Source organism: Bacteroides sp. 90-K9/2, assembly GCF_047310725.1.
Taxonomy (GTDB): domain Bacteria; phylum Bacteroidota; class Bacteroidia; order Bacteroidales; family Bacteroidaceae; genus Bacteroides; species Bacteroides vicugnae.
Map to the genome: position 1 here is coordinate 44,338 of NZ_JBCGVL010000002.1, position 14,278 is coordinate 58,615.

Below are 14,278 nucleotides of genomic sequence, written 5' to 3' on the forward strand. Positions count from 1 at the left end.
GAAACAAATAAGCACGAGTTATGAAAAAACACATTGCTTCTACTTTATTTTTATCCTTGTTGTCTATTCTTCAATTGACAGCCCAGTCTCATTCTGTAAAAAAACTGGGGATAGAACAAGGATTATCCAACAATTATGTAGTCAGTATTACACAGGATAAACAAGGCTTTTTATGGTTTGCTACAGAAGAAGGACTTAATAAGTTTGACGGTACCCGCTTCATTACTTATTATAAAAATGATTTGCCACATAACAATCAGGGAATCACCGGCAACGAACTCAACCGGGTGTATGCTGATTCCAAACGTCCCATCATTTGGATAGCCACTCAGCGAGACGGACTAAATGCATACAATTATGACGAACAAACATTTACTGCCTACCAACATAACCCGGAAAATCCACACAGCCTGATTACAAATGACGTAACGGACATCTCTCCTTCCACCCAAAACGACGATGGTTTATGGGTCAGCACCTATTATAGAGGTATAGAATATCTAAATATTAATAACGGGCAATTCACACATTATAATAGGAGTACGGTGCCTAGTCTGCCCTCCAATCAGACATGGACAGTATTGGACGGAGGAGACAACAATTTGTATATCGGCCATGTCGGAAGCGGATTCAGTATTTTTTCTCTCAAAGACAAAAGTGTAAAGAATTTCCAGAATGAAACGGGAAATCCGACAAGCTTGCCCGGTAATGATGTGTTTTGTATCATAAAAGATGCAAACGGCAACATCTGGTTAGGAACGAATAATGGATTGGCTCTATATAATGCTGCCAATGATAACTTTATCACATTCAGAAATAACAAGAATGACAAGTATGCTACTTTATGCAGTCGCATATTATCCATCCGGCAATTAAAAGATAATAGACTTTGGATTGCTTCAGAGCTCAATGGCATTGCCATATTAAACCTGAAGCAAGGTATGTTTCTCTCACCAGAGGAGCTTTCTATTGAATACATACAGGAGGGTGATGATAGTCGAAGCCTCTCTAATGCAAGCGCTCGATGTATATTTCAGGATTCTTTCGACAATATCTGGATAGGAACATGGGGAGGAGGCATCAACTTTATTAGTAGCAAACCTCCTTTGTTCACCACATTAAGCTATTCCCCGATTCCAAACAATGAAAACAGCCTGAACAACAAAGTAGCCAGCAGTCTTTGTATGGACAGACAAGGACGGATTTGGATCGGAACAGACGGAGGAGGTATTAATGTATTTGAAGGAGAGAAACGGATTGCCATTTATAAGAAAGAGAGTGGAGATATTCCTTCAAATTTTATATTAGCTTCTTTACAGGATTCAAAAGGGAATTTATGGTTCGGTTCCTACCAAGGAGGAATCAGCTATTATGATAGCCGGAATAAAAGATTCCGTTCCATCTCCCTCATGGGACAATCTAATCTAGACGTCCGTACGATCTATGAAGATGCCCAACATAACATTTGGGTTGGATATAGTGGAGGAATTGTTGTATTAAATCCTCTCACCATGAAAATTATCCAACATTACAATACAGATAATAGCGAACTGCACAGTGATTTTATACGTTCTATAGCTCAAGATGAGAAAGGACGTTTTTGGATTGGAACTTTCGGAGACGGACTTGGCATATACACCCCGAACTTACAGAAAATCAAGACGTTCACTCAAAGAGATGGCTTTTGTTCTAACACCATCAATCAGATCATACAGGATAAACAAAAAAGAATGTGGATAGGAACGGGGGAAGGATTAGTTTGTTTCCTGTCGACTGATGAGCTGAATTACAAAACTTACCAACGGAAAGACGGGCTGATCAATACGAATATTTGTGCCATAACAGAAGATAAAAAAGGGAATATCTGGTTTAGCAATAATAAAGGTATCAGTTGTTATGTCACGAATAAAGGCTGTTTTTATAACTATGACCACTCTGACGATGTTCCGGCAGGAAGTTTTTCAAGCAGTTGTGTCACACAAAGCAAGAATGGACAGATTTATTTCGGTTCTATCAATGGAGTATGTTGTTTCAATCCAGACATTACTATGAATGAACAACCGGCCCCGGCAGCAGTTGTCACAGAGATGAAAATACTGGGACGGTTGAGTAATCTGGAAAACAATGACATGATTATCAATCTCTCCAAAGGACAAAACGTTGAGTTGAGTCATGCACAAAATAGCTTCGGATTGACATTCAATGTACAAAACTACTCACTTGTCAATCAGGTAGAATATGTGTATATGCTGAAAGGACTCGAAAATTCCTGGTATACCGTCAACGAAAATAATAGTGTCACTTTCCGAAACATTCCTCCGGGAAAATATGAGTTCCTTATCAAAGCACGAATTCATAATCAAAAATGGCCGGAAGAAGCCACTTCCCTGACCATCCGTATCAATCCTCCTCTCTGGTTGACGTGGTGGGCAAAACTTATCTACATCTTGGTATCTATCAGCATCACTTATCTTATCTTGCATGCTTACAAAAAGAAGTTAGATCTGGAGAGTCTCTATACGTTGGAAAAGAAAAACCATGAGCAGGAACAGGAGTTAAATCAGGAACGCTTGCGTTTCTATACCAATATCACGCATGAGCTGCGTACACCGTTGACCTTAATCCTCGGTCCTCTCGAAGATATGCAAAAAGAAGCATCACTTCCTGCAAAACAAGCCCAGAAACTATCAGTTATCCATCAGAGCGCACTACGTTTGCTCAATCTGATCAATCAGATACTGGAATTCCGAAAGACGGAGACACAAAACAAGAAATTGTGTGTCAGCAAAGGAAACATTGCCCCTCTGATTTATGAAATAGGGCTTAAATACAAAGAATTAAATCAAAATACCAAAATAGATTTCCGGATTCAGATAGAAAAAGAAGAAATGTTTCTTTTCTTCGATAAAGAAATCATCACGATTGTTTTGGACAATCTGATTTCCAACGCTATCAAATATACGGAACAAGGGTGTGTAACGCTAAGTTTGCATCAGACCATGCGTAATGAGGTAGCTTATACGGAAATAAAAGTCAGTGATACAGGGTACGGAATTTCCGCCGAGGCCCTGCCACATATTTTCGACCGCTATTATCAGGAAAGCGGCAAGCATCAGGCATCCGGTACAGGTATCGGACTGGCCTTGGTGAAGAATCTCGTCACCTTACATGAAGGGGAAATTCGTGCAGAAAGCATCCAAAATGAAGGAAGTACGTTCTATATCAGTTTACTGACGGATAATATCTACCCCAATGCCTTACACGCAGACTCAACGGAACCGGTTCAAGAAGAGATGAACCAGAATACGGAACTGGAATATTCACAAGAAGCGACATTAGATACCAGTAAACCAATCCTATTGATTGTAGAAGACAATGAAGAAATACAGAAATATATAGTTGAATCCTTCACCGACTCGTTTGAGGTAATCACGGCCAACAACGGAGAAGAAGGTAAGCAACAAGCTCTTAGCCGTATCCCCGATATTGTAGTCAGCGACATTATGATGCCTGTGATGGATGGCATCACTTTATGCAAGCAATTAAAAGATGATGTGCGCACCAGCCATATTCCTATTATTCTGCTGACAGCCAAAGATTCTCTCCAAGATAAAGAAGAAGGATATGAAGTAGGAGCCGATTCTTATCTGACGAAACCTTTCAGTGCTTCTCTGTTACGTAGCCGAATCAATAATCTGCTCGATTCAAGGAAAAAGTTAGTAGCCCAATTCCAGGCGCAATCTACTCCGGGAAGTCAAATAGATTTAAGTGAAAAGCGTATAGTAATTGCCGAAGCTTTGAGCAAATTAGATAATGAGTTTATCGAAAAAATTACCCTTTTAATCGAGGAAAACCTTTCTTCAGAGAAGATTGATATTAACTATCTATCTGATAAAATGTGCATGAGCGGTTCCACTCTTTACCGGAAAATGAAAGCACTTACAGGACTCTCGACCAACGAATATATCCGAAAAGTGAAAATGAAGAATGCAGAACGTTTGCTGCTTGAAGGGAAGTTCAATATCTCTGAAATAGCCTACAAAGTAGGAATGAACAGTACGGGATATTTCCGTCAATGCTTTAAGGAAGAATTTGGGCTCTCTCCTTCAGATTACCTGAAGCAAATTAAACAATCTTGAGAAAGGGAGATGTATCAGAAGTAGAATCTGCCTTCATGTTGTTCTATTATTCAGAACGATAATGAAGAATCTCTTCTGATACCTCCCAATAGGAAATTCAGCGACCTGTAGGGGAGGTCATTTCCTTAATTCTTCAACCATCACTTTGAGCAATGATTTAGAATCATCCAACGGCAAATCCGTGGCCAAATCCCAACTCATCATGCCTTTTAGTCCTTGCTCCATCGCATAACGGGTCTTAGTACGGATATTGTCCTGTCCGTCAAACACATATTTCTCTCCCTTATATATTACTTCATTTTGTGCAGGCTCAGTAATCAATCCCTCTTGTACAAAACTGAAATAAGCCTCTGTCTTCTTTGAATTATCCTTTGTCACACCATAGAAAGGAACTCCCGCTACCAGTTTCTCTTTGGGAATACCATACTTCAATACCATCTGAATATCCGAATCATATTTCTCTACCGGAAAACGAACCGGCGAAGGACCGTAGCATTGAAGTGAAATAAAATCAACTGCATCAATAGCTTTCCTGCTAATTTTATAGCAAACAGGATGCAGAGAAACACTGAAAATATACTTATCGCCCAACACCTCCCTCATCTTCACGATAGCCAGACTATAATCTTCATACTCTTTCTCATTCTCCGCCCATTCAAAGTCAAGGTCAATGCCATCCAATTTATTCTTTTCCAGCACTTTCTTTATGTTTCTTGCAAATGCCGTACGAGCAGTCTCATCAGCCACCATTGCCTTCCATTCACCACTGGAAGCTCCTAAACGTATTTTCGCTTTTGTTCCTTTTACTTTTGCACGAACCGATTTAATCAATCCTTCCCAAGTTGTCACCCCCTTTCCCTGAAATGCACGTGGGTTCTCGAATGAAAGCGATCCATCTTTATCAGGATGAACATTCAAGAAAATAAGGTCGTCACTCGCCCGCAGACTTTCAGTAGAAATACGTCCGCGATTGTAGAAATTACCCCGCACATAAGAACTCACCATATAGTCTTGTTGTGCAAATAGCGATAACCCTACAAACAAAAAAAAGAAGAATACAATTTTTCTTAGTATTAGCATAATGATTGATAATTAATGAATTTAGATCACAAAAATACGCATGACAAATAGAAATAGATGTTCAATAATTACTATAATACTTCCAAAAATCAACATAAAGTTTTCTCAATAACAGAGAAAAAACAAACACCACTCATAAAAACGTTAGGAAAAACAAAATAAAGTCTGTTTCTTTGTACGCCAAACCACAATCTTTTACCAGAAGAGAAAAATCTATGAGTAATAAACAACGTATAAGCAATGAACAAGAGATACTGAAATTAGTATCTGAAGGGGATTCGAAAGCTTTTCGTACGTTATATATGCATTATTACGACCGCCTTTTCAATTTCGCGATGCTGTTTCTTCATTCGGAAGCTGCGTGCGAGGACGTTATAGGAGACGTATTTTTTGTTTTGTGGAAAGACAGAAGCATGCTTACGGCTATCCCTAATTTTCACCCTTACATTTATCAAGCAGTACGCAACGGATGCCTCAATGTACTGAAAAGTGGATATATCTCCAAAAGGGATGATCTTCCTGAGACCGAACTGCAAATAAACATCACTACCCAGAATCCTCTGGACGAATTATCCTACAAAGAATTGCATCAAGCAGTAAAACAGGCAATCTCCTCATTGCCCGAACGTTGCCGTGTCATCTTTCAAATGGCGAAAGAAGATGAAATGAATCATCGCGAAATAGCAGAGGCTTTAAACGTGAAACTTTGTACCGTAGAACGCCAGCTTTTACTCGCCAAAGCTAAAATAAAGGAATCAATAAAACCGTTTCTAGAAAAATTTTAAAAAAAAGTTCTTTTTCCTTTTAGTAGTTTTACCACTTGAGTTTTCTATATAGTATAAAGCTTTAGAAAACAAGAAAAAAATGCGCATTGAAAAAGAAAAAACAAATGAAATGGATGAGTTGATTGCCGGTATCAAACTGCGATCTCCGGGACCAAGTAAAGAACACTCAGCAGAAAAGTCTTTCTCCCGGCTGATGACACGAATCCAAACTGACAGCAACTCTATTGACATTTTCCGCCGCCGTAACAAGCAGTACCGAATATGGCTCGCAGCAGCTACGGTGGCTTTGTTAATTGCAATGAGCGGGTGGTTGTACATGATGTTGGATACAGATCCTTCGTTCATCATAAAGACCAACAACAGTGGGATCGTACAGAAAGTGCCATTGCCCGATGGAACCATGATTCAGTTGAACAATCATTCCAAGCTGATTTATCCGGAGCATTTTTCGGGCGATTCAAGAGAAATCTTTCTGGAAGGGGAAGCCTACTTTGATGTAAAGCATGATAAGAAACATCCATTCATTGTACGTGCCGGTGAATTAAAGATCAGGGTGTTGGGAACAAAGTTCACTGTAAATGCCAGTTCGCAGTCTCCGCAGATTACAGCGACCTTACTGGAAGGCTCTATTGAAGTAAGCAATGAAAAGAAACAGATGTTGATGAAACCCAGTCAGCAACTGAAGTACGATGTTAACAGCGGAAATATGCTGCTCACAGAATTAAACAATGCCATCCGTGAGATACGTTGGACCCAGAATGTATGGGTATTGTCAGATACTCCTTTGCTCGACATCTGCCAACGCCTGGAACAACTGTTTAATGTGAAATTTATCATCATGAATGATGAGCTGATAGGAAAATCCTTTACTGGAGAGTTTTATACCAATGAGCCGCTTGAGTCTATTTTAAAAATAATGCAGATAAGCACCCCGTTCAAGTATGAACGAAAAGGAAAAAATATAATACTAAAATAACCCATATTGTAAAACTTAAAAAACGAATAGCCTATGACATAGTACTGTAAAAAACACAGAAAAAGCGAGAAAATAGTACCAATATTTTCCCGCTTCTGAGACTTTGCAAAAATCATGACGATGCCCATCGTCACAATCCTTAATTTCTAATTTATAAAAGTATGACAAACTTAAGAAAGTACCAAATTTCTTATCAAAAATATTGCCACACTTCCACACAAGAGCTCAAAAAAGACCTCTTTTTGGCAATATTACTTTTAATGATTCCCTATTTTGCTCTCGCACAGACCGTGAAACGGGATGTCAAGCTAGACTTTACGAATACCTCCATTGCCAAAGTAATCGAAAGTATTGAGAAACAAAGTGGATATTCTTTCTTTTACAACAGTGACATCAACACTAATCAGAAGACGTCAATAAAGATGACATCGAATGATATTAATCAAATCGTAACCTCTTTACTGAAAAACACTTCCATAGATTATCGGATTACAGACAAACGGATTGTTTTGTTTATCAAAAAATCAGGAACGGAACAACAGAAATCCTATGCCGTTTCGGGTGTAATAAATGATTCCTCCGGTCCTGTTATCGGAGCTTCCATCTCCACTAAAAACGGACAGGGAACCATTACTTCTATTGACGGTGATTTCCGTTTGGAAAATATACACGTCGGTGATGTGCTGACTGTTTCTTATATCGGTTATCAGACACAGAACATTGTTTTCAACGGTCAGACGAGACTGAACATCGTCCTGTCGGAAGAAGCAACTGAACTGGAGCAGGTGGTTGTAACCGCTTTGGGTATCAAACGTTCGGAGAAAGCGTTGAGCTACAATGTGCAACAGTTAAGCTCTGACGATATCACTACTGTAAAGGATGCGAATTTTATGAACTCGCTGAATGGTAAGGTTGCAGGTGTGACAATCAATTCTTCGGCATCCGGTGCGGGTTCTGCAGCGCGTGTGGTAATGCGTGGCGTGAAGTCAATTACCAAATCTAATAATGCCCTTTACGTTATCGACGGTATTCCGATGTTCAACGTTGTGAACGAAGGGACCGATACGGGTATCACAGCCGACCAGCCTGGTAGTGACGCCGTTGCGGATATCAACCCGGAAGATATTGAGTCCATCAACATGCTGACAGGTCCCGCTGCAGCGGCACTTTATGGTAATGCTGCTGCTTCCGGTGTAGTACTTATCAACACCAAGAAAGGAACAAAAGATAAAACGAATATCAGTGTATCGAGCAGTACTACTTTCTCTACTCCCACCATGTTACCCAAAATGCAAAGTAAATATGGAAATAAAGATGGAGTATTCGCCAGCTGGGGTGACCTTGTGAACAGCAACTATGACCCTGAAAAGTTTTTCCGCACAGGTGTAAATACCATTAATTCGGTATCGCTCTCTACTGGTACGTCAAAAAACCAGACGTATGTTTCCGTCTCGGCAACTAACTCAAACGGTATTCTGCCCAACAACAAATACGAACGTTATAACGTATCAGGACGCAATACCGCTAGTTTCCTGAACGACAAACTGGTTCTGGACTTCGGTGCCAACCTGATTTTCCAGAATGACAGAAATATGACCGCACAGGGACGTTATTTCAACCCGCTTACCGCTTTATACCTGTTCCCACGCGGAGAAAACTTCGATGCAATCCGTATGTACGAACGCTACAATGAAGGTTTGGGCATTTATGAACAATACTGGCCGTACGAAACTCAAAGTATGGAACTGCAAAATCCTTACTGGACCATGAACCGCATTGTCCGTGAGAATAAAAAGAAACGTTTCATGACCAATGCATCGTTGAAATGGAACATCATCGACGGAATTGACATTACCGGTCGTCTGAAATATGACAAAACAGATATGCGTTCCACCGATAAGCGCTACGCTTCTACTATCGAGCAGTTTGCCAGCGATTATGGTGGTTACTATGACAACCGCAAAGAGTACAGCAGTTTCTACGGTGACATCATGCTGAACATTGCCAAATCATTCAACGAAAACATGTGGTCCGTAAATGCCAATATCGGAGCTTCTATCAACGACCAGAGAGAAGAGCAGATAGGTCATGGCGGTAACCTGGAAGGTATTTATAACTTCTTTGCCGTACACAACATTGACACATCTGCCAAATACAGAAGAATCCAATCGGGATATATCCAGCAGTCGCAAGGTGTTTTCATCAATGCGGAAGTCGGCTACAAGAGTATGTTTTACTTAACCGCTACCGGACGTAACGACTGGGAATCACAACTTGCCTTTTCCGAAGCATCTTCTTTCTTCTATCCATCCGTAGGTTTGTCCGGTGTCATTTCCAGCATGGCCAGACTACCCGAATGGATTTCATTCCTGAAAGTGCGCGGTTCATATACAGAAGTAGGTACTTCTTTCGAGCGTTTCATCACACGTCCGACATACGAATTCAATATAGCTTCCGGTAAATGGTCTTCCACATCCATTTACCCGATGCGTAACCTGAAACCGGAAAAGACCCGTTCATGGGAATTCGGTCTGAACTCAAAATGGTTGGACAACCGTCTTTCTTTCGATTTGACTTATTATAAGTCGAACACGATCAACCAGACTTTCACCGCCGACCTATCTATCTCGTCCGGATACTCCAAAGCGTATATCCAAAGTGGTAATGTCCGCAATGAAGGTATAGAAATGGCATTAGGATATAGCGACAAGTGGAACGGTTTTGCATGGGACAGCCACCTGACTCTCTCTTGGAACAAGAATAAAATTATCAAGCTGACCGAAGGTTCCATTAACCCGATGACCGGAGAGCCAATTACCAAAGATAATTACGATATGGGACAATTAGGCAATCTCGATGCACGTGTAAAATTATACAAAGGCGGTTCTATCGGTGACGTATATGCTACTCACCGTATCAAGAGAGACGGTAATGGTAACGTCTTCGTTTCACAGGAAGGAAAGATTGAAATCGAATCGGTAGACGAATTCAAACTAGGTTCGATCCTGCCGAAGACAAACATGGGATGGAGCAACAACTTCTCTTACAAAGGTGTCAATCTGGGTATGACGCTTACTGCTCGTTTCGGTGGTATTGCCTTGTCCGGTACACAAAGTGTGCTTGACCAGTACGGAGTTTCACAAGTAACTGCCAACTACCGTGATACTGGTGGCGTGCCTATCAATCATGGATATGTAGATACGGAAAAATACTTTGACACTGTGAAAGGATATGCTGCATATTATACATACAGCGCCACCAATGTGCGTCTGGCGGAATTGAGCCTGAGCTACACTTTGCCTAAAGAATGGTTCCGTGACAAACTAAGAATGACCGTCGGATTAGTAGGTAAGAATCTCTGGATGATTTATTGCAAGGCACCTTTCGACCCAGAAGCAACCGCATCAACACAGTCGAACTACTATCAAAGTTATGACTACTTTATGCAGCCCACTACACGTAATCTCGGATTTAGCGTAAAACTCAATTTCTAAACAAAAAGAATTATGAAAAAAGTAACCCAAATAATATGTTCGGTACTATTGACAGTACTCATGTGTAATTGTACGGGAAAATTTGAGGAATTCAACACCAATCAGTATCAGCCACCTACGTTGAACTCCCGTCTGCTGTTTGCACAACTTATCACGTGTATGTCTTCTACCGAAGAGAACCCCGCCCAACGTAACATCACTTTCTGGGCAGGTCCGTTCGGTGGCATGCTGACTCCTTCCAGCAGTTGGAGCCGGTCGCAACATTTCTATACTTATAATGTAGACGACAACTGGAATAAATGGTCGGTTGACTGGTATTTCAAAAATTTCTACCCCAACTATTTCTCCATCGAGCGTTTCAGCGAAGCCTCGGGACACTATTATGCATTAGCTAAAATCATGCGGGTATATATCATGCAGATTATAGCTACCATGCAAGGTCCGCTTCCTTACACAAAAGTTGAAAGCGGACAATACTCCGTAGGATACGATAATGAAGAGACTGCATGGAAAGCAATGATGGACGATTTGGATTACAGCATCGGCGTACTCACCGCATTGATGAATACCGACCCGTCCTTTAACGAGTTGACCACAGAAGACCGTATCTATCAGGGAGATTATAAGAAATGGATTAAATTCGCCAATTCCCTGAAACTACGTATCGCTATCCGCATCAGTAATGCAGTACCCGAATATGCACAGGAAAAAGCAGAAGAAGCCGTATCGCATCCATACGGAGTGATGGACAGTAACGACTGCGACGCCTACGACAACATCACTGCAACGAACTATAAGAATGGTCTTGCCAGTGTGAACTCTTGGGGGGAGGTTCGTGCCAATGCCTGCATCGTCTCCTTTATGAACGGATATCAGGATCCTCGTTGCGAAGCCTACTTTACTAAATCATCCGCATCCGGAGATTATGATTATATCGGCGTGCGCTCCGGCATACAAGGTATTACCACCAGTATGTTCTCAACCTATTCTACCGTCAAAGTAGAAACGAAAACTCCCATGTTGATATTCAACGCAGCAGAAGTAGCTTTCCTACGGGCTGAAGGCGCACTGAAAAAGTGGAACATGGGCGGAACGGCAGAAGAATTCTACAAAGAAGGTATCCGCCTGTCATTCAACGAGCACGGAATATCAGGTGCCGATGCATACATTGCCAACAATACGAACGTACCGGCTGATTACATATGTCCGTTGAACGCTGCCTACAACTACACAAACCCATGCAAATTAACGGTAGCTTGGGATAAGACAGGTGCTAATGCAGACGAAGATAACCTGCAACGCATCCTGACACAAAAGATGATTGCCAACTTCCCGATTGGAAACGAAACTTGGGCTGACTTCCGTCGCACCGGATATCCGGCTGTATTCCCCGCACATGACAACCTTTCCACACAAGGTGTCACTAAAGAACGCCAGCAACGCCGTCTGCGTTTCTCGGAAGATGAATACAACAGTAATGGAGCCAACGTTACAGAGGCTTGTACTTTCTTGTCGAACGGACAGGATACGGATGCTACTGATTTATGGTGGGCAAAGAAGGATTAACCGGATAAATTACCAAAGAATAAACAATATGAAAAATATATTCAACCTATTATTTGTGATGCTCATAGCTATGAATTTCCATAGCTGCGATGACTGGACTGAAATGGAAACCAAGAATTTCGAACCTGAACCGCTGTCTGAAGAATATTATGCAGCACTCAGGGAATATAAAAAAAGTGATCACCCCCTCACATTCGGATGGTTCGGAAGCTGGTCACCGCAAGGGGCAGCCTCGTTATACTACAGTCTGAAAAGTATTCCGGACAGTGTAGATATCGTTTCTATCTGGGGATCATACGGCAGTCTGACGCAATTCCAGAAAGACGACCTGAAATATGTTCAGGAAGTGTTGGGAACACGTGTTACATTCACCCTATTCTCACACAACATGGCCAATCTTCCCGGTAACTTCGAGAACGTAGCGGAAAATATTCCGAAAGCTGCACAAGCGATAGCCGACAGTATACACAAATACGGCTATGACGGAATTGATTTCGACCACGAATGTACCAGCAAAGACTTGCTGTACAAAGAAGAAAACATGACTACCCTGTTAAGGGAAATGCGTCAAAGATTAGGTCCGGACAAGTTGATTATTGTAGACGGCTTTGTAGATCTCATCTCGGAAGAGGGTTGGAAATATGCCAATTATGCAGTATCGCAAGCATACGGAGCAACTTCCGCCACAAGATTAAAACAACGGTTCGACTGGATAAAAGAATATATAGGTCCCGAACGTTACATCGTAACGGAAAACTTTGAAAGTTGGGCCGCAACCGGTGGGGTTACTTTCCGTGACCCGGAACGAGGAGAAATGCCTTCCTTGCTCGGAATGGCTTACTGGAACCCTGTTGAAGGACGCAAAGGGGGACTGGGTACATTCCACATGGAATACGAATTCTCCAACAATTACAAATACTTGCGCCAAGCTATCCAAATAATGAACCCAGCTAAAAAATAATATATTATGAGAAAGAATAAAGCATATACATTATTTGCCGGATTATTGACTTTGTTAGCCTTAACCGGTTGTAAGGAAGAATATGACCCGATAGGAAACCGCATTTACATCAATGAAGCTGCTTTCAAGAATGTAAAGAGCGTGCCTGTCAATGTAGGTGAAAAGACAGTAACAGATTTTACGGTCCGCATCGCCGACATCATGTCTAAAGACGTCAACGCCACATTGGTGGTGGATGAAACCATACTGAACGAATACAATGAAAAGACGCTGGCCAACTATTCATTATTGCCGGCAGACAAACATTCATTCAACAAAGAAGTGACCATCGCAAGCGGCAAGACAATGGCTCAACCGACTGTTGTGACCATTAGCCCTTATGACGCGGCAGAAGGCGTAAAATATGCATTGCCCATCAGAGTGATAGGCGACGGCAGTGTCCCCGAAGAAAAACTGGGTTCCAAATATCTTTTGTTACTCGACAAGCCGTGGACTCAGTATACACCTTATATGAGTACTCTAGGTGGCTTCAAGTCGGAAAATGTAAACACTATTTCGGTAGAAAACTTCACAATCGAATTCTGGCTGTGGATGGACGGCTTCAATTACAACAACCAGTGTGTTATCGACTGTTCTGCCTTCTACATTCGTTTGGGTAATGCCAACAACCAGATTACCAAAGACCAGATGCAGATTAATATCTTCGGAACGCAAGCCGAAAATAACAAAGGGTTCTTCAACAAGTTCTCCTTCCAGAAACGGACCTGGACACATGTCGCTCTTGTCTACGACCAAGTGAAATGTTATTTCTATGCCAACGGAGAAAAAGTACAAGACGTTGAAGCAAGCGGCATACCTGTTCCTATCACATCCATTGCATTCTTCAACACCAATACGATAAATGAGCACATGATGGGACAGGCACGACTCTGGAACAAAGCTCTCACGCAGTCTGAAATCCAAAACAACATGGCAGGTCCAGTCACTGTAAACTCCAATCTTGTCGGTTACTGGAAAATGGATGAAGGTCCGGTCGAGGAAGGTAAAGACGAAATTCTGTATGACAGTTCAGGAAACAATAACCATGCAACGTTAGTATCCGGAAGTGTCAAGGAATGGAAAGCCGACCAATGCTTTACAAAGACAAACTAACTTTTGTTGAAAAATAAATAGCGCAAATTACATTCATTATCTTTAGACGTGAATTAAGTGACCTTACGAATTTCTTCCCGGTTCGTTCTACAAACTTAATTCACGTCTAAAACATAATAAACCTT

The 14,278-nt window shown here is 41.4% G+C and carries 8 protein-coding genes; 7 read left to right on the forward strand and 1 reads right to left on the reverse strand.

The features are described 5' to 3' along the window. Positions 1-20 precede the first annotated feature (20 nt). Positions 21-4,139, forward strand: a complete 4,119-nt coding sequence (locus AAHJ11_RS07880) for a two-component regulator propeller domain-containing protein (protein ID WP_258978758.1) — start codon at positions 21-23, stop codon at positions 4,137-4,139. Between the two features lie 117 nt (positions 4,140-4,256). Here AAHJ11_RS07880 and AAHJ11_RS07885 read toward each other — a convergent pair whose 3' ends face one another. Continuing rightward, positions 4,257-5,219 (reverse strand): glycoside hydrolase family 18 protein, encoded by a 963-nt coding sequence (locus AAHJ11_RS07885; protein WP_413579306.1) that lies wholly within the window; start codon positions 5,217-5,219, stop codon positions 4,257-4,259. 215 nt (positions 5,220-5,434) lie between these two features. Here AAHJ11_RS07885 and AAHJ11_RS07890 point away from each other — a divergent pair, with 215 nt between their 5' ends. The 6 genes from AAHJ11_RS07890 (at position 5,435) to AAHJ11_RS07915 (ending at position 14,153) form a co-directional block, all read left to right on the forward strand. Continuing rightward, on the forward strand, positions 5,435-6,004 hold the full coding sequence (locus AAHJ11_RS07890; protein WP_148366846.1) for an RNA polymerase sigma-70 factor: 570 nt from the start codon (positions 5,435-5,437) through the stop codon (positions 6,002-6,004). A gap of 79 nt (positions 6,005-6,083) precedes the next feature. Further along, the gene (locus AAHJ11_RS07895) at positions 6,084-6,980 is read left to right on the forward strand and encodes a FecR family protein (protein ID WP_148366847.1); all 897 of its coding nucleotides are present in this window, start codon (positions 6,084-6,086) and stop codon (positions 6,978-6,980) included. A gap of 260 nt (positions 6,981-7,240) precedes the next feature. Continuing rightward, entirely contained in the window at positions 7,241-10,474 is a 3,234-nt protein-coding gene (locus AAHJ11_RS07900; protein WP_370540796.1) for a SusC/RagA family TonB-linked outer membrane protein, read from the forward strand. A gap of 12 nt (positions 10,475-10,486) precedes the next feature. Further along, complete coding sequence (locus AAHJ11_RS07905; RefSeq protein WP_148366849.1) at positions 10,487-12,040, forward strand: SusD/RagB family nutrient-binding outer membrane lipoprotein; 1,554 nt, start codon at positions 10,487-10,489, stop codon at positions 12,038-12,040. A 28-nt stretch (positions 12,041-12,068) separates the two neighbouring features. Then, the gene (locus AAHJ11_RS07910; RefSeq protein ID WP_148366850.1) at positions 12,069-13,001 is read left to right on the forward strand and encodes a glycoside hydrolase family 18; all 933 of its coding nucleotides are present in this window, start codon (positions 12,069-12,071) and stop codon (positions 12,999-13,001) included. Positions 13,002-13,007: 6 nt separating this feature from the next. Further along, positions 13,008-14,153: a DUF1735 and LamG domain-containing protein gene (locus AAHJ11_RS07915; protein WP_148366851.1), complete on the forward strand. Its 1,146-nt coding sequence runs from the start codon at positions 13,008-13,010 to the stop codon at positions 14,151-14,153. The last annotated feature ends 125 nt before the right edge of the window (positions 14,154-14,278 follow it).

Coding starts and splice junctions, on each gene's coding strand:
- AAHJ11_RS07880 (WP_258978758.1), top strand. CDS start 21: ATGAAAAAACACATTGCTTCTACTTTATTTTTATCCTTGTTGTCTATT.
- AAHJ11_RS07885 (WP_413579306.1), bottom strand. CDS start 5,219: ATGCTAATACTAAGAAAAATTGTATTCTTCTTTTTTTTGTTTGTAGGG.
- AAHJ11_RS07890 (WP_148366846.1), top strand. CDS start 5,435: ATGAGTAATAAACAACGTATAAGCAATGAACAAGAGATACTGAAATTA.
- AAHJ11_RS07895 (WP_148366847.1), top strand. CDS start 6,084: ATGCGCATTGAAAAAGAAAAAACAAATGAAATGGATGAGTTGATTGCC.
- AAHJ11_RS07900 (WP_370540796.1), top strand. CDS start 7,241: ATGATTCCCTATTTTGCTCTCGCACAGACCGTGAAACGGGATGTCAAG.
- AAHJ11_RS07905 (WP_148366849.1), top strand. CDS start 10,487: ATGAAAAAAGTAACCCAAATAATATGTTCGGTACTATTGACAGTACTC.
- AAHJ11_RS07910 (WP_148366850.1), top strand. CDS start 12,069: ATGAAAAATATATTCAACCTATTATTTGTGATGCTCATAGCTATGAAT.
- AAHJ11_RS07915 (WP_148366851.1), top strand. CDS start 13,008: ATGAGAAAGAATAAAGCATATACATTATTTGCCGGATTATTGACTTTG.